The sequence below is a fragment of the Dictyoglomus sp. GBS genome (assembly GCF_055179815.1).
In genome coordinates this window covers 799,503-820,794 of the sequence record NZ_CM143687.1, presented here as the reverse complement: position 1 = coordinate 820,794, position 21,292 = coordinate 799,503, and the positions used below count along the sequence as shown (strand labels likewise).

Annotated in this window: 17 protein-coding genes and 1 tRNA gene; 3 read left to right on the top strand and 15 right to left on the bottom strand. The window is 31.3% G+C overall.

What is annotated here, in order from left to right; genetic code table 11:
* Window positions 1-2: 2 nt before the first annotated feature.
* The 11 genes from ACY3IT_RS03830 to ACY3IT_RS03780 all read right to left on the bottom strand — a co-directional run bounded on the left by ACY3IT_RS03830 (window position 3) and on the right by ACY3IT_RS03780 (window position 13,953).
* Entirely contained in the window at window positions 3-581 is a 579-nt protein-coding gene (locus ACY3IT_RS03830) for a CIA30 family protein (protein ID WP_463083464.1), read from the bottom strand.
* Window positions 582-605: 24 nt separating this feature from the next.
* Window positions 606-1,562: a carbohydrate ABC transporter permease gene (locus tag ACY3IT_RS03825; RefSeq protein WP_463083463.1), complete on the bottom strand. Its 957-nt coding sequence runs from the start codon at window positions 1,560-1,562 to the stop codon at window positions 606-608.
* 12 nt (window positions 1,563-1,574) lie between these two features.
* Window positions 1,575-2,492, bottom strand: coding sequence for a carbohydrate ABC transporter permease (locus ACY3IT_RS03820; protein ID WP_463083462.1), 918 nt, complete (start codon window positions 2,490-2,492; stop codon window positions 1,575-1,577).
* Window positions 2,493-2,506: 14 nt separating this feature from the next.
* Window positions 2,507-4,717: a DUF5696 domain-containing protein gene (locus ACY3IT_RS03815; protein ID WP_463083461.1), complete on the bottom strand. Its 2,211-nt coding sequence runs from the start codon at window positions 4,715-4,717 to the stop codon at window positions 2,507-2,509.
* 11 nt (window positions 4,718-4,728) lie between these two features.
* Window positions 4,729-6,801: a YIP1 family protein gene (locus ACY3IT_RS03810; RefSeq protein WP_463083460.1), complete on the bottom strand. Its 2,073-nt coding sequence runs from the start codon at window positions 6,799-6,801 to the stop codon at window positions 4,729-4,731.
* A 6-nt stretch (window positions 6,802-6,807) separates the two neighbouring features.
* Window positions 6,808-7,659, bottom strand: coding sequence for a carbohydrate ABC transporter permease (locus ACY3IT_RS03805; RefSeq protein ID WP_463083459.1), 852 nt, complete (start codon window positions 7,657-7,659; stop codon window positions 6,808-6,810).
* Window positions 7,660-7,686: 27 nt separating this feature from the next.
* On the bottom strand, window positions 7,687-8,586 hold the full coding sequence (locus ACY3IT_RS03800; RefSeq protein ID WP_463083458.1) for a carbohydrate ABC transporter permease: 900 nt from the start codon (window positions 8,584-8,586) through the stop codon (window positions 7,687-7,689).
* Window positions 8,587-8,604: 18 nt separating this feature from the next.
* Window positions 8,605-11,463, bottom strand: coding sequence for an extracellular solute-binding protein (locus ACY3IT_RS03795; protein ID WP_463083620.1), 2,859 nt, complete (start codon window positions 11,461-11,463; stop codon window positions 8,605-8,607).
* A 98-nt stretch (window positions 11,464-11,561) separates the two neighbouring features.
* Window positions 11,562-11,879 (bottom strand): hypothetical protein, encoded by a 318-nt coding sequence (locus tag ACY3IT_RS03790; RefSeq protein WP_463083457.1) that lies wholly within the window; start codon window positions 11,877-11,879, stop codon window positions 11,562-11,564.
* Window positions 11,845-12,888 carry an ABC transporter substrate-binding protein gene (locus ACY3IT_RS03785; protein WP_463083456.1) on the bottom strand — a complete coding sequence of 348 codons (1,044 nt, stop codon included), beginning with the start codon at window positions 12,886-12,888 and terminating at the stop codon, window positions 11,845-11,847. Before ACY3IT_RS03785 ends, ACY3IT_RS03790 begins: the two co-directional genes overlap by 35 nt.
* Before the next feature lie 204 nt (window positions 12,889-13,092).
* Window positions 13,093-13,953: an AraC family transcriptional regulator gene (locus tag ACY3IT_RS03780; protein ID WP_463083455.1), complete on the bottom strand. Its 861-nt coding sequence runs from the start codon at window positions 13,951-13,953 to the stop codon at window positions 13,093-13,095.
* An 82-nt stretch (window positions 13,954-14,035) separates the two neighbouring features.
* On the opposite strand from ACY3IT_RS03780, the gene ACY3IT_RS03775 reads away from it, so the two are divergent.
* Complete coding sequence (locus ACY3IT_RS03775) at window positions 14,036-14,653, top strand: histidine phosphatase family protein (protein ID WP_463083454.1); 618 nt, start codon at window positions 14,036-14,038, stop codon at window positions 14,651-14,653.
* Between the two features lie 18 nt (window positions 14,654-14,671).
* Here ACY3IT_RS03775 and ACY3IT_RS03770 read toward each other — a convergent pair.
* Window positions 14,672-14,766, bottom strand: a tRNA-Ser gene (locus ACY3IT_RS03770).
* 71 nt (window positions 14,767-14,837) lie between these two features.
* Entirely contained in the window at window positions 14,838-15,257 is a 420-nt protein-coding gene (locus ACY3IT_RS03765) for a Clp protease N-terminal domain-containing protein (RefSeq protein WP_463083453.1), read from the bottom strand.
* 153 nt (window positions 15,258-15,410) lie between these two features.
* Here ACY3IT_RS03765 and polX point away from each other — a divergent pair, with 153 nt between their 5' ends.
* Window positions 15,411-17,153 carry a DNA polymerase/3'-5' exonuclease PolX gene (polX, locus tag ACY3IT_RS03760; RefSeq protein WP_463083452.1) on the top strand — a complete coding sequence of 581 codons (1,743 nt, stop codon included), beginning with the start codon at window positions 15,411-15,413 and terminating at the stop codon, window positions 17,151-17,153.
* Window positions 17,150-18,013, top strand: coding sequence for a tRNA (adenine-N1)-methyltransferase (locus ACY3IT_RS03755; protein WP_463083451.1), 864 nt, complete (start codon window positions 17,150-17,152; stop codon window positions 18,011-18,013). Before polX ends, ACY3IT_RS03755 begins: the two co-directional genes overlap by 4 nt.
* Here ACY3IT_RS03755 and recJ read toward each other — a convergent pair.
* Window positions 17,937-20,414, bottom strand: coding sequence for a single-stranded-DNA-specific exonuclease RecJ (gene recJ, locus ACY3IT_RS03750; protein ID WP_463083450.1), 2,478 nt, complete (start codon window positions 20,412-20,414; stop codon window positions 17,937-17,939). The genes ACY3IT_RS03755 and recJ overlap by 77 nt on opposite strands.
* Entirely contained in the window at window positions 20,415-21,290 is an 876-nt protein-coding gene (gene secF, locus ACY3IT_RS03745; protein WP_463083449.1) for a protein translocase subunit SecF, read from the bottom strand.
* Window positions 21,291-21,292: the final 2 nt, after the last annotated feature.

Below are 21,292 nucleotides of genomic sequence, written 5' to 3'. Positions count from 1 at the left end.
CCTTATTTTACAAATTTGATGTCATCCACATACAAAATAGTCTTTCCAGACGGAACCCCAGAAACCTCTATGCTCATCCCCCATATTCTTTTTAGATCTACAGTAACGAAAGACTTTAAAGGAATTGAAATTTTTGTCCAAGAAGTAGGCACTCCACCTGAAATGGTATATTTTTCAGAATAAACCTCTTTTCCTCCTTTTTCACTTGGTGCTTCTGCAAGAGTTATTAAAAGATTGTAATTATCAGTTTTCTCAGATTTAATATAAAACTCTAAAGTTTTATATTGAGATAGATCAAATATTTTATCTTTATTATCAAAATTCCACTTTGCAAAATTAATTCCCATCCCAGCCCACCAGCTTTCCCAAACAAAGCTGATTTTAAGACTTCTCTTACCAGAATATGCAATACCCTCTAATTCTTCAGCCTTACAACCTTCAGGAGCAACCCAAAAACCCAACGAAGACAAATTAGAATTGTCACTCTCTCCATCGTAGATTAATAATACATTACCTATTTGAGAAAAAATCAATGTTACGACCATTAAAAAAAGAATAGAAATCTTTAAGAATCTCTTCATATAAATACCCCCTTTTAATTTTTTTTAACCAATTATTCCTGTTCTTTCCACACTCTCAACAAAAAACCTTTGGGTAAATATATAGAATATTAGCATAGGTAACATAACTAATACAGCTCCAGCATACTGCGGTGGCAATATTAGTAAAGGATCAAATATTTGTGTACCACCAGTAATAATGGATCTTATATTTGCTAAGTTTAAAGAAAGAGTATACTTATCAAAATCACCAATAAAAACAGATGGCTCAAAAACATCATTCCAATGCCAAACCACCGAAAATAAGAAAACAGCCACTATTGCTGGTATAGAATTAGGAATAAAAATTCTAAGATAGGTTTGAAAAGGAGAAGCACCATCCACATAAGCTGCCTCTTCTAACTCCTTAGACATACCTCTGAAAAACTGTCTAAAAATATATATAAATAGACCACTTCTTAAACCACCACCTAAGATGGTAGGAAGAATAATAGGATAATAGGAATTTAATAGATTTAGAGGTTCACCCCTTATTAATCCGATAATATTTAAGATGTCAAACCTTTGATAAAACACATATAAAGGAATAAGCAAAACCTGGGGTGGAACTATAAGGGTAAATATAATAAGTGCAAATATAATTTCCCTTTCTTTAAATTTAAATCTGGCAAGTCCGTATCCTATCATGGAACAAGCAATAACGTTAAAAATAGCAGGAATAATAGAAATAATAAGACTATTTTTAAAAGCATTAAAATAATTTAAAGATTTAAATGCCAATATAAAATTTTCAAGAGTTGGATGCTTTGGAATCCATACTACAGTAGGATCAATAAGATCTTCTCTACTTTTAAGTGCTGTACTAAACATAAAAAGAACCGGTCTTAATAATACGTAAGAAAGACCTATAAAAAGTAAGATTTTTAAAATATTATATGTCCAGACACTTATTTTATGCTTCCATATAAGAATTAATTCTTCTTTTTTATATTGTTTAAACATATATTTTCCTCCTTACTCATTCATGTAAAATACCCGTTTAGATATAATCCAAATTAAAATAAGTAAAATAGCACCTACAATCAAGAAATAGAGCCATGCAATAGCTGCACTATAACCGTGATTTAATTGTCTAAAGGCCACTTCAAGAATATATCTAAGCACATCATTACTATAATCAGTGAAAGAATCTATAACCGTATATATGACATTCACAAGAATAATAGGAGAAATCATAGGTAATGTAATCTTCCAAAATACTTCCCAAGAAGTTGCTCCTTCTACTTGGGCTACCTCATATAACGATGAAGGAATAGATTGTAATCCAGCTAAAAATATAAGTATCTGCACACCTGATTTCCAAATAATTTCATATATCCTATCAATGGCATTAATAACGGGCATTAAAAATGGAATATTACCTGTTATCCTTACTAAAAACATTCTAAAATCTATACCTCTCAAAAAGGGTGAGTTAGACATAGCCATTCCTGCTTGGGCACCAATATTAAATTGCTCCAAAGAATTAGATTCAAAAACATAAAGTAATGCTCCCGACATAACGACAACAGGTAAGAAAAAAATAGCTCTTACTATAGTTCTTCCTTTAAATCTTTGGTTCAAAAGTATAGCAATAAATAAAGAAAACATTATTATTAAAGGAATATTTACCACAATATTTCCAATTTCAGTGGTCAGATATCTTATAAAATTAGGATCTTCCCTTAAAGCCTTTATAAAATTACTCAATCCCACAAAAGTCAATTTATATCCTTCTGGAGAAACATCTAATTGACTAAAGGCAAAAATTATAGATTGAATAAAAGGCCATGCAAAAAAGATCACAAATCCAACAAGCCATGGGTAAACAAATAATCTACCTATTCTTGCTTGTCTTTGAGCCAAAGTTTTAAATCTTTTTTGTTTTTTCATAGATTATTTCCCCCTTATTTCTTTCCTAAGGAGAATAAAAAGTCTTCTCCTCTAACCATTTTACCTTTATATAGATAAGATGCTTTATTATAATTAACTACTATTTCAGCCCCATTCTCATACTCAACTCGATAAACCCCATCTGTAAGCTTATTATGGGACTTTATAGGAACATCATATATATTCAGATACAAATTCTTAACTTTATTGTATTCTTCTACTGCCTGTTCAATCCAATCCTTATAATTGGAACTTAACATTTCGTTATAAAAACTCTTTTTAAAATATGATGAATCTTTATAAATGAACATATAATATGGTATAGCACCATACTCTACCATTCTTAAAAATTCTTTCTTTTGACTCTCTCTTAAATTTCCTGGTCTTCCACTAAAAGGAATATATCCATGAATAATCATTGGATAAAAAGGAATAGCTTCTGATTCTATTGAAAAATTACTACAATCAAGAGAAACATCAAGGAGCATAGAAGTATAAGGAAGAATATAAAGATTACCAGAGGTAAATATAAAGTTATATTTATCTATATTACTAGATAAAGCCTCTCTCCACAATGAAATTACCTCTTCTCTGGAGAGCAATCTTGGAAATTTATTTTGAGAATAGACATACTCTCCCATCTTCTCGATTAAAGCATTATTTATTCCATATTTAGATATACCCTTCAAGAAATTATTTAGATAACTTGGAACCTTACTTGGAAGCACAATAAACCATGGATCATAATCTCTATTCTTCTTCTTAATAACAGGATCCCATTTATATAGAAAAGCAAGACCATTATTTAAATATCTATTTCCATCTCTTGAAGGTGAAAAACCATTACCAGATTCGTGTATTTCTATAATTTCTGCAGTTAAATATAAAGGTATATTGTTCTTCTTACAATAATCTAAAAGCCTTCTTAATCCATTGTCTCCTCCAATTCTTGCTTCTACTTTTACTCCATTTGTGATTTTACTCATATATCCCCCTGATTGATACCCTTTCAAAATAAGGTTTATATTATCAATACCTTTAGATTTTAATTCCTGTAATATCTTAATAGTCTCATCAAAAGTGGTAAGTGGAAAAAGATCAACAACAGGAATTCCAGCCTTAGTAGTTTTTATTTTTATGCTATTAATAATTGTCAAATTAAAAGGTACTTTATCTACTTTTACAGATTTTTTATAAAGATATCCATTATTGAGAAGATAATTCCTATATGTTCTTGCCATTAAAGAATAATCAACATCTTTACCGGTAAAAAGATAATAATTTATAACAATATCACTCTTAAGAGTATAAGGAGAAAACTTACTTACCAATACATCTACCACTTCTCCTGGCTGTCCTGTTGATGCCTCCCTTTCATAAAGTAAGAACTTATGAATCCTACGATAATTAAAGATTGGATAAACCCTATAATATGAAGTAGCATTACCCGCCATATAACAAGCCAAACTTGCATCAGCATCCCCACTCTCAATAATTCCCAAGATTCCTAAATCGTTTCTTTTCACTCCATATATAGGTAAATTTATATTCTCTGTTTTTGGAGGCATATTATATAAAGGGAGTCCATAATCTAAACCATATATTGGAATTTCAAATCCTCTCTCATTTCCAGCCTTATGATCAAATCTTACTAAAGCTCCAGAACCATCAGGCAAAACAAGATAACCATTATCTCTTTTTTCACCATATATAAAATAAGGTAAAACCCAAATTCTATTTAACTTTAAATCTCCTTCTTCCTTTACAGAATCCATAGGTACTCTAACTTTTAATCCATACGAGGTCAAATAAAACTCTATAGAAATAGATAAGCCCTGAGTAGAAAATTCATAATCAAATCTTATTCCATCCTTAATATTCTTCACTTTATAGTTTCCTCTCATAACTCCTAAAGCATAGGTATTATAAACAGTAATTTTCCCTTCTTGATCTGCCATCTCTACCACTAAATGAGACGGAATACTAAACTTAGTAACCCCCATAGAAGGATCGTTTTCCCAATTTTCTGGAAATTGTCTAAAAATTTTTCCTGTTTTATTCTCCTTAATCATAACTTCAGCTGTTTGTCTATTAAGCAACATAGAGAATTTCTCATTTTGAGCTACAACTTTTAAACCATTATCTTGGCTATATAGAGGGATAATTAATAAAAGGATTATTATAACTACAAAAAAATTACTGTATTTCAAGAAGTATCTTTTCATCTTTTCACCTCTTAACCAATCATATATTTAATTTCTAAATAAACTGTATAGACAAATCTAATAAATTGTTGAAAAGTAGCAAAGAAAACCATACCTATAAACATAGCAAATATTATTCCACCTAAGGTTACTAAAGACGTTCCTATAGCTTTACTTAGGGTATATTCTTGGAGTTCCATCATGCCAGAAAGAATGATCCATATTGACCAAAGAGTTCCTATAGTACCTATGAAATAGTAAAATGCTGCCTCATCTAAGGTAAAAACATGACTCAATAAAGTTTGAGGCAAAATCAAAAGAGCCAGTGGGAAAATACCATATACTGTCATAATAAAAATCTCTCTCATTTTTGCCTTTCCTTCCATTATGGTGGTAACCGCCCAATTTATAATCACCCATACTAAAATAGGAATTAACACTCTGCCTATCTCCCAGAGAATATTCAATTCTTCAGGTCGATATGGATTAAAATGAAAAGCAGTCATTAACCTTTGTATTATAAAAGAGAGAATTATAAAAATTAATAAGATAAGAGCTCCTCTAAAAGCTTTAGGTTTCCTTCTTAACTCGTAGAATCCATCAAAAGGATGCCTAATCACATAAAAAACATACATTACAGTATAAAAAAGTTCATGATTTCTGAGAAAATTATGATAATGACTTCTAATAGTATTTCCCAAAAATCTGTTTATCAAATATAAAGCTAAGATCAACAAAAGTATAGTGTTCATTATTAATGTAAAATTCCTTCTCATATACTCTATTCTGTATCCTCTTAAGGCTTTTGAATATCCTGTAGGATAAAAACCAAGTCTAAAACTTTCCATTGCTTCTTTATATTTTTCTTCATGGAGATAGTTTTTGCCTATACCAATATAAGCAAGATCATAATTGGCATCCATCTTAACAACTTTGTCCCATATATTAGCAGCTTTTCCATAATAACCTTGAACATAATAAGAATTCGCTTTTAATACTAAATCTCCAAAAGTGGTAGGTTTAAAAGTAGTTATTGTACCCTTATTCTCATCTAAAACAAAAACTTTTCCTTTATCTATATCTATAGCGGTTGGATATTGGAAGGTCCCCTTTTGATTTCCAATATCACCAAAAACAAAAAGATAATCACCAAGATTGTTATAAACAAAAACCCTACCTACTCTACCATCCAAAACATAAAGATTCTCAGAATCATCTACAGCAATATCCACAATTTCTCCTCTAACAGTAAAACCAAAATATAGATCACCATACATACCGCCCGTGCGACCTTCCTGTTTAATAATATTGTCTCCTAAGGCATTTAATCTTTTAATTTGGTCATACCAAGCCCTTACACATCCATATATAAATCCATCTTTATCAGCTGTTACATTTCTATACTCAATCGGAATAAAAAGTACAAGTTGAGATCTTTGTTCTCTTGTAAGTACTCTTCTCCAGAAAAGTTCTACTGGATTTACCTCAACCCTATTACTTCCAAAAAATCTTTCAAAATTTCCATTTGGACTAAACTGTATTAAACCTTCAACCACATTCTCTGCTACCACATATATTCTTCCCAATTTATCCACAGCCACTTTTTTAGGAATATATACAAAATCCTTATGTATAACCTCTCCCACAGGTTTGCCTACAATTTTAAAAAGAGAACCATCTGGATTTAAAATCACAATTCTCGCATTCTGAGAGTCTGCTATATATAGTTTGCCCTCATCGGTTAAAAATAAACCTGTCGGTGCTTTAAATCCTTCTCTTTTACCATTATTGATAAAACCATCAATAATTTTCTTAAGTTTAAAATCTTTATCTATAACAACAATTCTATTATTTCCTGTATCTGCCACATATACATCTCCATTCCTTTTATCTACGAAAAGATCTTCTGGTGAAGAAAAATCTTTGTCTAATCCTATAGTTTCACCCGTATAGATCTTTTCCGGCTCATAAGCAGGTAAAGAAGGAACTGGCCTACGTCGCTCATTATAAATATAAGTGTGATAAGGTATACCTGCGTAAGTTACACAAATAATCAGAAAAAGAAAAACTATTAATCTAATGAAAAATCTTCTTTCTTTTCTCATAAACAATTACTCCTTAATACCTGCAGATTTCATAGTTTCTACTACATTGCTTTGGGTCACTATAAAAATAATTAAAGAAGGTAACATCATAAGAATAGCAGCAGCTGCTGCCGCTCCGGCTCTTACAAAGCCTCCTTGTTGAATATAGGTAAGTGCTAAGGAAAAAGGCTTCATAGCCTCATTATGTATATATAATGAAGGAGTGTATGTATCATTCCATGTATCTCTAAAAGCAAATAATATAAGAGTAAGCCATGCAGGCTTCACATTAGGCATAACCACATACCACCATATCTTAAACTCATTTGCCCCATCAATCCTAGCAGATTCAATATAGGAATCTGGAATCTGTTCCATAAACTGTTTCATCAAGAACAAACCTAAGGTAGCCCCTATATAGGGGAGAATAAGAGAAAAATATGTATCTAAAAGTCGCAATTTAGCCATTATAATAAACCTTGGAATATTGGTAACATAACCTGAAAACATTAAAGAAAATATCACAAGATTGAACAAAAACTTACTTCCTGGAAATTTATGTTTAGCCAAAGGGTAGGCAGCCATAGAAGCAATAAGCACATGTCCTAATGTGCTCATAAAACTGATAAAAATACTATTAAAAAGATATCTTGAAAAAGGCACAAAAGAATTACTCATGAGATAAAAGAGATCAGAAAAATTCTTTAAGGTTGGTCTTCTAACAAATAATCTGGGTGGAAAAAGAAATAATTCATCCAATGGTTTAAAAGCATTCATTATAGAATACACAAGGGGTAGAGCCATAAATACTGCTACAATTCCAAGTACAATTATTAGTATCAAATTTCCCCACCAAGATCTATTAATTCTTGATTTCATTTTAAAAGTAAAACCTCCTTATGAATATTAATCAGGCCTAATTAATTTTCTAACTCCTTGGTTAATACTCACTGTTATTAAGAATAAAATTACTGCTATTGCTGATGCATATCCCATTTCATATCTAATACTTCCATAATCCCACATATGAAGAACTATAGTATGAGCCGAATATAAAGGACTTGGAAAGCCAATCAATTGAGCAGATATGTCAGCCACAGCAAAGGACGCAGTAACTTGCATTATAGCTCCGAAAATAAGTTGAGGTTTCATAGAAGGTAAAGTTATATACCACAATTCTTGCCATCTATTTCTGATCCCATCTACTGCTCCTGCCTCATACAGACTTCTGTCTATAGTTTGAAATCCTGCAATAAAGGCTAAAAAGCTTGTCCCCAAACTCATCCAAAGTTGAATCACCATAAGCACGTATAGATTAATACGAGAATCCTGTAACCAATATATTGGTTCCTTTATTATGCCTAAATTCATTAGAATACCATTTAGCAATCCATATACATCACCAGAAAAGATGTAAGTCCATATGAAGAAAATTGCAGAAGATAGAGCAGGAGCATAAAAAAGTAAAGTTAAAAAAGCTCTAATTTTTGGGGGTAGTTCATTTATAAGCCAAGCAAAAAATAAGCAAGCAAGATAACTCAATGGTCCAGTAATTAAAGCAAACTTAAAGGTATTTTGTAAAGCAATTAGAAAAACGTCATCCTCTAAAAAGAGTCTTTTGTAGTTATTCCATCCAACGAATCTAGGCATCTGTATTACATTATAATTGGTAAAACTAAGGATAGCTCCTACAATAACAGGAATTACAGTGAAAGTAAAAAATAATATAAAATAAGGAAGAACTAAATAATAAGATTCTTTATTCTTTTTAATTTCCTTCCATAAATCTTTAAATTTTCCTCTCATTTTAAATTCTCCCTCTAATTATTCTTTTGCTAATTCAAGTCCAAACTCTTCTCGTTTTCTATCAATTTCCTTATTAATCTCTTTAGTATATTTCTCTATGGCTTCTCTTGGTATCTCTCCAAGCATAACTACTTCCCTAAAAGCATTATCTAAATGTCTATATGTATAGTAGCTACCAGGAACATTAGGAATCTCCTTAAGATATTTCCATTGCTCAGAAAGGACCTTATAGTCTGAAGAAGGCCATGGTAAATAACTCATAGCTTCTACATTAGCAGTGTTATATCTTGCACCTGCCCCTAAAACAGCTTCTAATTCCCTACCAAACCTTGCTTGTACATCAGATGATAACCACCACTTAACAAATTCCCATGCCTCAAGGATTTTTTTGGATTGAGCAAATATTAATACTGCGTTACCACTACCAGCAACACTTCTATCTATACTACCATCTGATTTTCTTCTTCCTGGAACAGGTGCTATTCCCCATAATCCACTTATTTCCGGAGCTGCTACTTTAAATTGATTATACATAGTATAAGGACCAATACCTAAGGGCATCTCTCCTGTTCTAAATCTGTTAAAGAAATCATAATAAAGCGGTATTCCATAGAGAACATATAAATTTGTCCACTCTCTAAATGCATCTACACCTTCCTCATTATTTAGTACACACCTTTTACCATCTTCTGTATAATATTTTCCTCCCCTTTGTAGAAGCAACATGTTGAAAATATCAAAACTTGTACCACCTGTTCCTGCAGCAAATTGTAAATTATAACTCTGAAGCTTTGCGATAGTTTTGTAAAGCTCATCCCATGTATCTGGAATCTCAATGTTTAGACGACCAAGGATATCTGCCCTATAAAACATTATTGGAAAATCTTGAGTCATTGGCAAACCGTATACTTTTCCTCCGAAACCATATGGAACAAGAGCATACTTAGCAAATCTACTTTTTACTTCTTCAAAACCGGGTAATTTTGAAACATCTACCAATGCCCCACGTATTCCATAATCTACAGCAAGACCTCGAGATACATTAAGAGCCACATCTGGAGGATTCTCTTTTGATGCAACCGAGAAAAGTAGTGCAGCCTCAGTAGTTATAATATTAATGTTTACACCTATTCCTGTTTTTGGAGTAAACTCAGTATCTATTAACATCTTCAAGGTTTCAGCTTGATCTCTACCCATTTGTACCCACACATTAATAGCCTTATCCTTTTCATATACAGTACCAATTAAGTTATAATCTTCAATAAAAGATATGAAAAACTTTTTAGTTGCATCAATAACCCTTTCAAATATATTGGGATTTATCCTTGGTACTTGTGCATCTTGTGAGGCTATTACAATATAATCAATATCTAATGGCTGTTCTCTAATTGTAAGAACCCACGCAGATAATGAAGATAAGTTATCTCTATATCTTTGCAATCTTTGAGCAATTGTTTCTGGCTCTCTTGCCATTCCTTCCAATTGAATTGCCACAGTTTCCAAGGTAGCTGCTTCACTTGCCTTTTCACCACCAATTTTCCTTATCTTTTCTGCATTTTCTCTCAATAATTTTGCATTTTTAAGGAGAGTATCTATAAGATCAGGAATATTTTGCTCTAACAGATAATCCCTGTAAGGGTCTGGATTAGGAGAAGTAATCATAACAATTTTTGTATATAATTGAGATAAATCAATAGAACATTGAAGTACATTTCTTATTATATCTGCAATGCTTTCATAAGTAACTTTAAGACGCAGGGTATGTTCACCCTTTTTTAAATAAAATAAATACGGATCTTTATCATTTCCCAAATATGAAAATTGCCAGTGAGTATTATATTTAAACTTAATATTTTTAACCTCTTCAAAAGGAATTTTTCCATCTATATAAAGAGTTCTTTCTGATGGTATTCCTGGATTAGCATTCTGTCTATATTTAATTCCTATTTTATATAAACCATCTTCAGGTACATTAAACTTCCACTCAATCCACTGACCTGCAGATCTCCAATTATATCCCCCTATGATATTTAATACTTTTCTTCTAGAATCATAAGGTTCGTTAAGGGGATTAGACCTATCAGAGATTGGATAAAGAGTAGGCTCCGATTTTAAGGTAGCATTTTCACCTTGTACCTTTATAAAAATACCGCTTAGTTTCTTATCTTCCCTATTTTTTTGTGAAACTTCTTCATATTTTAGTTTTTTTTCTTCGTTAAAAATCTTTATATAATCAATAACCATAGGTTCTTTCACTGATACAAATCTTATAGTATGTTTTCCTGGTGAAAAATAAAAAAGGAAAGGATCAGCATATAAACCATCAGGATCCTCTAAAATCTTTTCTACCCAAATAGGATTTTCCACCTGTATAGGTCTAAGTTCATTACCCCTGTTGTCTTTTAAAGCAGGTCCTCCATCTTTCCATATTCTTTCAAATCTCAAAATCCTGGCTTCATTAAAAGGTCTTTTTCCATCAATAAGAAGTTCTCTTTCAATACTTGAATTTTTACCTTTTATAGGGAAATATTTAACTGCTATGTTATATAAACCTTCCTCTTTTATATTAAAAGTCCACTCTATATATCCATTCTCTCCAGTAAGTATAACTGGATGTTTGTCAGAGGTTAGATCAGTTAAGACTTTTAAATTTAAATCTTTAGAAAAACTAGAATATTTCACACCAGGAATAATAATAACTGATTTAGGTCTTGGTTTATCTACATATTTCGATATGTAAGTTTCATAAGAATTTTCTCTACTTATAAGTTCAAAAATAACATTTAATTTATAATTCTGATTTTGAGCAAAAGAAAATGAAAGCAAGAAATTAACAATAAATATGAAGGTAACCACTTTCAGAAAAGTTTTCATCACCTTTTCCAATTTACATTCCTCCACTTTTTTGTAAACAATTTTATATCTTTTTGGGAGAGAAGACAAGTATTTTATTGTCTTCTCTCCCTAAGACTAAACTACTTCAACCCTTCTAAAATAGCATCAATAGCAGCTTGGAATTTAGGTTTCAAGGCCTTTATAGATTTAGCAGGATTAGCCACATCAATTTGATTAATTAGATCCCAAAAACCAGGAATTCCAGATATAGGATCAATAACTGCTCTCGTAGAAGCATCTAAAAGCAAATCATAAATCTCCTTTCCGCCAACCCTTTCTATCTGATCTTTCACTATTAATTCCTTCTCTCTGTCTGTTGGCATTAGCATCCATATTAAGTATAGGGCTGCAAGCTCTGGATATTTAGAAGAAGAAGCAATAGCCCATTGCGCCACCATCTGCCATATCTGCACTCTTTTTCTTACTATTAGGTCCCTTTGGGAATGGAACTATTCCAAGCTTTTTACCAAGAGCATTTCTCATTCCACTAAGTTCCCATGGACCCCAATAATCCATACAAGTTATCCCCTTTTGAAATCTTCCCTGTGGATCTGTCCACCAGTCAGCAGGTCTCATCTTATATTTTGCATCCATTTCATATATAGCTTGAAATGCCCTATATGCCTTTTGATCATCCATTGCAAAAACAGGCCTTCCTCCAATATATTTCACAACTTCCACATCATTAGTAAAAAGGAATGGTTGTATAACTGCCCATGTAGCATAAGCATACTGATCTATTTTTCCATCACCATTGGTGTCTTGTGTAAGTTGCTTCCCTGCATTAAAAAAAGCCTCCCATGTCCATTTACCCTGCTTATATAACTCTAATGGATCTGGTAACCCTGCCATCTCAAATTTCTCTTTGTTATAATAAAGAATAAAAGGGAATACGTTGTCACTATATATATTTGCTACTGCATAAACTTGCCCTCTCCATGTGAAGAAGTCTACAGTACTTTTCCTAAAACCTACAGCATTCCAAAGATTTTTGTCTTTAAAGTCAATATATCTATTAAGAGGAAGGAGCATCTTCTTCATCATCCAAGTAGGTTTTTCACCTGCACCAATATACACTACATCTGCTCCTGCTCCCGACAATATGGCTGCACTTAATTTAGGTGTGTAGTTTTCCCATGTCGTATATACGATCTGTACTTTAGCACCAGTTATTTTTTCAAATTCTTCTCTTACTTGCTTTGCTGATCGAATACCTGGAATACTACTTTTTTCTTCTTCTGGCCAAAATTGCCAGACATAAATAGTCTTACCCCTGTACTTTTGCGTATCAATATTTAATGTATAATTCCCAACCTTTACTGTATATACCTTTTGACCAAAAGACGGAACTATAGCAGTTACAGATAAAAACATAAAAATTAAACAAAAGAGAAAAAATTTTTTCATGGCTTAAACCTCCCACCTAAAAAAATCATACCTTTCAAGTTAATTTTATCTTTAATAAAATTTTACCTTCTACTACAATTTTGGTAAAAAATAAAAATATTTTGCTTTATATTAAAATTCCATTAAAAACATGAATGGATTAATTATAGATTGAAAATTAAATGTTTATAATGATTTTGAGTATTTATAAATACCTTTATAAATTTAATAATTTTGCTTTCTAAATTTGAGGGGCGTTATCTGCATATATCTCTTGAATACCTTAATAAAATAACTTATGTTATTAAAACCACATTCTAAAGCTATTTCAGATACGCTCAAATCAGTGTTTCTAAGTAATTCTATAGCTTTCTCTACTCTTACTTTATTTATATATTCCACCGGACTCATTTTAAGATTATCTTTAAATAATCTACAAAGATAAAATTTACTCATATCTACTTCTTTACTTAACTCTTCCAATGTAAGATCTTTGTTATAATTTTTGTTTATATAATTTAATACATCTTTTATCCTCTCTAATTTATAACCTAATCTACCATCAGTTTTAATAGGTTGTACATAATATCTAAAAAGTCTTCCAAAAATATTAAAAAGCAAGCCTTTAATAAAAAGTTCATAGCCATAGGGTTTTTCTATAAAAACTTCAATAATATCTTCCACATCTCTTCTTATTTTGTCATCGTTTATCAAATTTGGTATATATATTTTTTTATTAACAAGAGGCATAAAGTACTCATATTTACAATAATCTGGTTCCTCCGAATAAAGAATTCCAAGATCAAATACAATTGCATATCCTATTGTTCTTCTTATAAGTTCCTCTCCAGAATGAATTGCACCACCATTGACAAAGAGATACTCTCCTTCCTTTATTTTATACTCATAGCTATCAATATAAAATCTACCTATACCTTTTTTTATATAAAGTATTTCAAATTCATTATGCCAATGAGGATCTATCTTACCATTTTTATAGACAAATATATCCTCATGTACAAAAAGATGAAAATCTGGTGTTCCATGGTCAATGTCTTCTATTAAATCTGCTTTCCTATGACCCATATCTACCTCATTACATTTAATTAAAATTCTTATTATTTATTATAGACTATAAGCACAAATTCGGTTAAAATTTCATTTTAGTATGGGAGAAATATATCTGATAAGACACGGAGAAACAGATTGGAATAGGGATGGAAGATTTCAGGGAAGAACAGATGTTCCCTTAAATGAAAAGGGCAAAAAACAAGCCCAAATATTGTCTGAATATTTAATTAGGGAAAATATTGATTTTATTTATTCAAGTCCCTTAAAAAGAGCTTATGAAACAGCTCTTCCTCTATCGCAAAAGTTAAATAAGGAGATTATCATAAGAAAAAATTGGATAGAGTTTGATTTTGGTGAATGGGAAGGACTTACTGTAAAAGAAGTACATGAAAAATATCCTATAGAGAGAGATTTATGGTTATATCATACTGAGAGAGGAAGAATTCCTAAAGGTGAAAGTTTTAAAAATGCCTATGAAAGATTAAAATTAGAAAAAGAATTTATCTTAGAAGAGCATCAAGAACATAAAATAGCAATATTTACTCATGGAGCAATAATAAGAGCAGCTTTATATGTTTTTTTAGAAATTCCTTACTTAGGTTTTGGAAGAGTTACTGTTAGCTCTTGCTCAGTCACTCATTTTAAAATAAATAAAGGCAAATTTATTCTTACTAGGTTAAACTATTTATTCCCACACGAAATCTTTGAGATTTAGGTTCTAAAGATTTTTAAATGGCGGAGAGGGAGGGATTCGAACCCTCGGTACGGGTTTTTGCCCGTACAACCGCTTAGCAGGCGGCTGCCTTAAACCGACTCGGCCACCTCTCCAAGCATTGAAGATTATACCATAGGGTATTAACAAAAAGCAATATTAATGAAAAGCCCTTAATTTGAGTTAACTATCTTTGAAGTTCCTTAATTATTTTATCTAAATTTACTCCTTGTGAACTAAGAATTTTACTAGCAAAAGATGTATTTTCTTTTAATATTCCTAAAAGTAAATGCTCAGAATCTATAGCATCATCACCAAATTTTTTTGCAAAATCCTGAGCATAATCTAAAATTTTTGACAATCTTGGGCTTATCGGATACATTTCATACTTTTCAGTTTTGAGATTCTTAATTTCTTTTTCTAGTTCTGTTTTTATTCTCTTTAAATCTACTCCTACCCTTTTAAGAATTCCACCAACGATGCTATTTTCTTCTTTTATTAATCCTAAAAGTAAATGCTCTACATCAACACAAGGAGAACTATAAGCTAATGCAATCTCTTGAGCATAAATCAAAAATTTATCAGCCCTAATTTTAAAAGTCTTCATAAAATTTCCCTCCCTCTACCCATCACCATTTTAGATATTTTACAATATCTAAAAACTACTTACAAGATATAAAGTATCAAAAAGAAAATACTTAAATCTTATTTAACAAATTTGAGTATCCTATACAAAAACTATTAATGATATAATAAGAATATGAAGAACAGAGATGTAGCTCAAATATTAGATGAGATAGCCACCCTTTTAGAGATAAAGGGAGAAAATAGATATAAAGTTGCAGCTTATCAAGAGGCTGCAAGAAGAATAGAGAATTTACCAGAAGACATAGAAAAATTATTTAAAGAAGGGAAATTGTATCAAATAAAGGGGATTGGAGAAAGTATTGGGCAAAAGATAAAAGAATATTTAACTACAGGAAAAGTAACTTATTTAGAAGAATTACGAAAAGAAATACCTCCAGAAATCCTTGAACTTCTAAAAATACCAGGAATCGGTCCCAAACTCGCTTATAGACTTTACACAGAACTTGGAATAAAAGATTTAGAATCCTTAGAGAAGGCAGCAAAAGAAGGTAAAATAAGGCTGTTACCAAGACTTGGACCAAAAGTTGAGCAAAATATATTAGAAGCCATAAAAGAATACAAAGAGAAACAACAAGTATCAGAAAGAATACCTTTAGGAGTAGCCTTACCCTTAGTGGAAGAAATCGTAAATTACCTATCTCAATATCCCTTTGTAACAGACATAGTACCAGCAGGAAGTATAAGAAGAAGAAAAGAAACCATAGGAGACATTGATATTCTTATAACCACTAATGATATGGAAAAAGTAAACCAAGTTTTAAAAAGTTTACCTATATTAAGAAACATACTTGCAGCCGGAACAACTAAAACAAGTATCATTGTAGAACCCGGAATCCAAGTAGATTTTAGAGTTGTAGACAAAGGCTCCTTTGGATCTGCCCTCCAATATTTCACAGGATCTAAAGCTCATAATATAAAACTAAGAGAAATAGCTATAAAGAAGGGATTAAAAATCAATGAATATGGAGTTTTTAGAATTAGCGATAACAAAAAGTTATGTGGAGAAAAAGAAGAGGAAATTTACGAGTTATTAGGTCTACAGTTTATACCCCCTGAACTCAGAGAAGATCAAGGCGAGATAGAATCAGCAATGGAAGGTAAACTACCAGAGTTAATTGAGGAAAAAGATATTTTAGGAGATATGCATGTACATACAGACTGGAGTGATGGAGCAAATACCTTGGAAGAAATGGTAGAGACAGCATATAGATTAGGATACAAATATGTAGTAATATCAGATCATAGTCAAGCACTTGGAGTTGCAGGTGGCTTAACTCCAGAACAAATTGAAAAGCAGAGACAAAGAATCAATGAATTAAATAGAAAATATAAGGATTTTAAAATTTTACATAGTATCGAAGCTAACATATTAAGCGATGGTAGCATAGATTTACCAGAGGAAGTTTTAAAGAACTTTGATCTTGTCATTGCAGGATTACATTCTGGCTTTAAACAGCCAAAAGAGAAAATAACTGAGAGATTGATTTCTGCTATCAAAAATCCATGGGTAGATATAATAAGCCATCCTACAGGAAGATTAATAAATAAGAGACCAGCCTATGAAGTGGATTTTCCTGCTATTCTTTATTGGGCTAAAGAAACAGGTACCGTACTAGAAATAAATGCTCAACCCGATAGACTTGATTTATGCGATATAGATGCTAGGATAGCTCGTGAGAAATATGGCATTTATTTATCTATAGGAACAGATAGTCATGATATTCGTAGTTATTCACTTATAAATTATGGAATCTATGTAGCAAGAAGGGCTTGGCTTAAAAAAGAAGATGTTATAAATACATATCCTTGGGAAGAAGCAAAACTTAAACTTAAAAGATATAAAGAGAAAAGATGAAAATAAGAAGAAAAGGAAAACTCTCCGAAGGCGAATGGGTTATCCTTTGGGAAAGTAAAAGACGGTATCTTATTCAATTAGAAAAAGACAAGACCTTCCATTACCACAAGGGTTATGTACGACATAATGACATAATAGGACTCGAAGAAGGAAGTATCATAAAATCATCCCATGGTGGAAATCTATTAGTTTTAAGACCAACCTATGCAGACTATATCCTTGAAATGCCAAGAGGTGCCCAAATTATATATCCTAAGGATATAGGCACTATATTAGTATGGGGAGACATCTATCCTGGAGCAAGAGTATTAGAGGCTGGTATAGGATCTGGAGCTCTTACCATAGCACTTTTACAAGCAGTAGGAGAAACAGGAGTAGTTATATCCTACGAGATAAGAGAGGATTTTGCAAAGAGAGCACTTATAAATATAGAAAATTTCTTAGGAAGAAGAGATAATCATATATTAAGATTAAAGGATATATATCAAGAAATAGACGAAGAAGATAAAGATATAGATAGAGTTATTCTTGATCTCCCAGAACCATGGAGAGCTATTAAACATATTGATAAAGTTTTAAGACCAGGTGGAATACTTGTAATTTATACACCTACCATATTACAAGTTCAAAAAACAGTAGAATGCTTAGAAAGCTTTAAATCTTTCACCCTTATTGAAACAATAGAAACCCTTCTTAGACCATGGCAGATAGAGAGTCTATCTGTAAGACCTTATCATAGAATGGTAGCACATACTGCTTTTCTAACTATAGCAAGGAAAGTACTTATAAAAGAAGAGAATATATTTCAGAAGGCTTTGCCTTCTGTAGAAACTGAAGAAAATTTTGAACCAAATTGGTAAATATTTCCCTTTCTTCTTTTTCTAAATATGGTAATTTTTCTTGCATCCTCTTATAACCTTCAATAAACTCATCTTTTCCGAAAAGCAAAATAATATGTCGACCAAACCTTGACCACTTGATAAACTCTAAGTCTGTGAGAGGAGGTTTTAAAAATACCAAACATTTATATATTTTGTTTGGTATCTTGTTAGGATAAAAATATACATCTCTTCCTTCAAAAGATCTAATATCTTTATCTCTTGTTTTAGAAAACCTTGCATCTGTAAAAGAAGGCGTATATACCTTATTAGGTAAACGAAGATTTTTTATTCCTAAAAGATCTGAAAGCATTAATCTTTTTTCCTCATTTTTAAGGTAAGAAATAAAAATAATAGGATTTTTTAAATTCTTAACAGTTTCTAAAAATTTTTGAAAAACTTGTTCCTTCAAAAATAACTCTGAATCATCCCATAATAAAATTGTATCTTTGTTAATTTGAATTGATTCTAAACTCCATGGAGAACACAAATTTAATTCCCCAAAATTTTCATTCCAATTAGGAGATACTATGATATAATCTCTTTCTCTTTTCTTTATCTCATCTATAAGATTTAACACTTCAAATATATTATCAACAAAATATAATATATACTTAATTTTGTCTCTTTTAATACTCTTTAAGGATTCTTCAGATTCTTTCCACTCCTCAAGATAGAAATTAAAATATTCTCTCCCTTGATACCCTTCTTTCTCTATTTTTAAAACAATATCTACTGTCTTAGGAATATCCTTAAAAGTCTCTTCTCCTATACTGAGGGAAAAGATGGGAGCCGAAAAAACTCTTCCTGTTATATCTCCTATCTTTATTTTATATCTTGCACCATTACCCATCTTTTCAAAATTTGTAAAAGTTGTAGAATTTATCTTAAATCTTGGCTCCTCATTACCAGGGCCAAAAGGCGGTAATAAATCAAGCTCAGAAAGAAATTTGGATAAAAATTCTTTGCTGACCTTATCTAAAGATATTTCAGCATCTATTTTTACTTTAGGTGTAAAATCCAAGTCTTTCCAAAGATTGTTTGCAGTATTTATTGCCTCTAATTTAAAATCTACATAATCTTTATTTAGAATAGAGAACCCAACCGCACCTTTATGCCCACCATAATTTATTAAGTATGAGGATAGCCTAGATATATAATCAAACAAATCTACCTCTTCCACTCCTCTACCTGAGAAGACAATCATTTCACCCTCTTTTCTTCCAAGAAAGAATGGAAGGTTATATTCCTCACTTAACATTGAGGCAACAACCCCTATAACTCCTCCTACCTCTTTTCCCCAATTTTCACTATACAAAAAAACTACACGATTTTTCTCTAAATCCTCATACTTTACTAATTCTTTTGCCATCTCATAGACTCTTTCTACTTCCTCTTTTCGTTTCCTATTAAATTCATCAAGCTTATCTGCCAAAGACTCTGCTTCATCTGCATCTTCGGTTAGAAAAAGTCTTACTGCTTCCTCTACTTCCTTAAATCTTCCTACTGCATTTATTCTGGGAGTAATGCTAAAGATTATATCTTTAGTACTTATCAGGGTATTGCGATCCAAGCCAGCCTTCCTAATTAGAGCTCTCAAACCTAAAATATCCGAATTTAAGATCTTTTCTAATCCATATTTCACAAGTATTCTGTTTTCATCCTTTAATTCCATCATATCTCCCAGGGTGCCTAAGGTTACAAGTTCTAATACACCTTTTTCATTATAAATATTTTTACCTATAGCATCCCCTAAAACCTTTAAAAACTTAAATGCTACTCCTACACCCGCCATATATGGGTATGGATAATTATTTAAATAAGGATCAAAAACCAATAAAGCATCTGGAATACATGTTTCATCTGGAATATGGTGATCCGTCACAATTACCTCAATACCATTCTTTCTTAAATAATCTATTTCTTTTTTATTCTTAATACCACAATCTGCAGTCAATATAAGCCTTACAAATTCATTTTGAGTTAAAGCTCTCTTAATACTTTTTTCTTTAAGTCCATATCCCTCTTCTAATCTATGAGGAATATAATAAGAAACATTAAAACCCCAATTGGATAATACACTATAAAGAATAGTTGTAGCTGTAATACCATCAACATCATAATCTCCAAAGATAAGAATTTTGCCATTTATTTCCCGAAGCTTTAATAAATATTTAATAGCCTTTTCAAAATCTGAAAAAAAGAAAGAAGGATCATATAAGTCTTCCATTTTGGGGTAAAGAAACTTTTTTGCTTTGTTTACCTCATTAATTCCTCTATTTATAAGAAGACGGGCAAGAAGAGATGAAACTCCAAGTTTTCTTGCAAGATCCTCTTCCTGCCCTTTATTTTCTTCAAAAAGAAGAATCCATTTTCTCATCATCTATGAACTATGTATATCTTTCCACTCACAAAGTAAAGATGTAGCTATGTATATAGTACTATAAGTACCTATTATTATTCCAAAATACAAAGCAATTATAAAAGATCTTAAAACTGATCCACCCCATATAAGAAAAGGTGTTATTGCTAATAAAGTAGTTAAAACTGTATATATAGTTCTTGCCAGGGTTTGATTAATACTTTTGTTAGCAAGAGTTGTAAAATTTTCTTTTGGATTCTGTTTCATATTCTCCCTTATTCTATCGAATATTATTATATTATCATTAATAGCATAACCTAAAAGAGTTAATATAGCTGCTATAAAGGATGGACTAACTTCCCATTGGAAAATAGAAAATAGAGAGATAGTAGCCAAAAGAACAAAAGCTTCACTTACAATAGCAGAAATTGCAAAATCAAATCTAAATCTTATAGTTATATACACAAGCATTATGATTATTGCTAAAATAGATGCAAGAATAGCCTTTTCTCTGAGTTCTTTGCTTATAGTTGGCTCAATAGTAGTTAGTTCTCTACCCTCATATTTCCCCAAAACTTTCTCAATCTCTGAAGAAAGTTTTTTAACATCTTCTTCATTTAAAAATTTCGTTCTTATCCAAATCTCTTTACCCTCCGATCCTGTCTGTACTGTGGCTTTGTCATAAAGGCTTTTCGCTATATTTCTTATCTTTGAAATCTGATCAGAAGATAGAGGAGAAGACAATTTATAATAAATAACACTTCCGCTTTGAAAATCAATACTATAATTCAACCCCTTTGTAAAAAAGAACACCATTCCAACTATTATAAAAATGAGAGACATGATAAGAAAAAATCTTCTCACATTTTTCCCCAAAAAATTTATTTCCCTTTTCACGA

Excerpts from the sequence above, each read along its gene's own strand:
- ACY3IT_RS03830 (WP_463083464.1), bottom strand. The coding sequence starts at position 581 with ATGAAGAGATTCTTAAAGATTTCTATTCTTTTTTTAATGGTCGTAACA.
- ACY3IT_RS03825 (WP_463083463.1), bottom strand. The coding sequence starts at position 1,562 with ATGTTTAAACAATATAAAAAAGAAGAATTAATTCTTATATGGAAGCAT.
- ACY3IT_RS03820 (WP_463083462.1), bottom strand. The coding sequence starts at position 2,492 with ATGAAAAAACAAAAAAGATTTAAAACTTTGGCTCAAAGACAAGCAAGA.
- ACY3IT_RS03815 (WP_463083461.1), bottom strand. The coding sequence starts at position 4,717 with ATGAAAAGATACTTCTTGAAATACAGTAATTTTTTTGTAGTTATAATA.
- ACY3IT_RS03810 (WP_463083460.1), bottom strand. The coding sequence starts at position 6,801 with ATGAGAAAAGAAAGAAGATTTTTCATTAGATTAATAGTTTTTCTTTTT.
- ACY3IT_RS03805 (WP_463083459.1), bottom strand. The coding sequence starts at position 7,659 with ATGAAATCAAGAATTAATAGATCTTGGTGGGGAAATTTGATACTAATA.
- ACY3IT_RS03800 (WP_463083458.1), bottom strand. The coding sequence starts at position 8,586 with ATGAGAGGAAAATTTAAAGATTTATGGAAGGAAATTAAAAAGAATAAA.
- ACY3IT_RS03790 (WP_463083457.1), bottom strand. The coding sequence starts at position 11,879 with ATGGTGGCGCAATGGGCTATTGCTTCTTCTTCTAAATATCCAGAGCTT.
- ACY3IT_RS03785 (WP_463083456.1), bottom strand. The coding sequence starts at position 12,888 with ATGAAAAAATTTTTTCTCTTTTGTTTAATTTTTATGTTTTTATCTGTA.
- ACY3IT_RS03780 (WP_463083455.1), bottom strand. The coding sequence starts at position 13,953 with ATGGGTCATAGGAAAGCAGATTTAATAGAAGACATTGACCATGGAACA.
- ACY3IT_RS03775 (WP_463083454.1), top strand. The coding sequence starts at position 14,036 with ATGGGAGAAATATATCTGATAAGACACGGAGAAACAGATTGGAATAGG.
- ACY3IT_RS03765 (WP_463083453.1), bottom strand. The coding sequence starts at position 15,257 with ATGAAGACTTTTAAAATTAGGGCTGATAAATTTTTGATTTATGCTCAA.
- polX (WP_463083452.1), top strand. The coding sequence starts at position 15,411 with ATGAAGAACAGAGATGTAGCTCAAATATTAGATGAGATAGCCACCCTT.
- ACY3IT_RS03755 (WP_463083451.1), top strand. The coding sequence starts at position 17,150 with ATGAAAATAAGAAGAAAAGGAAAACTCTCCGAAGGCGAATGGGTTATC.
- recJ (WP_463083450.1), bottom strand. The coding sequence starts at position 20,414 with ATGATGAGAAAATGGATTCTTCTTTTTGAAGAAAATAAAGGGCAGGAA.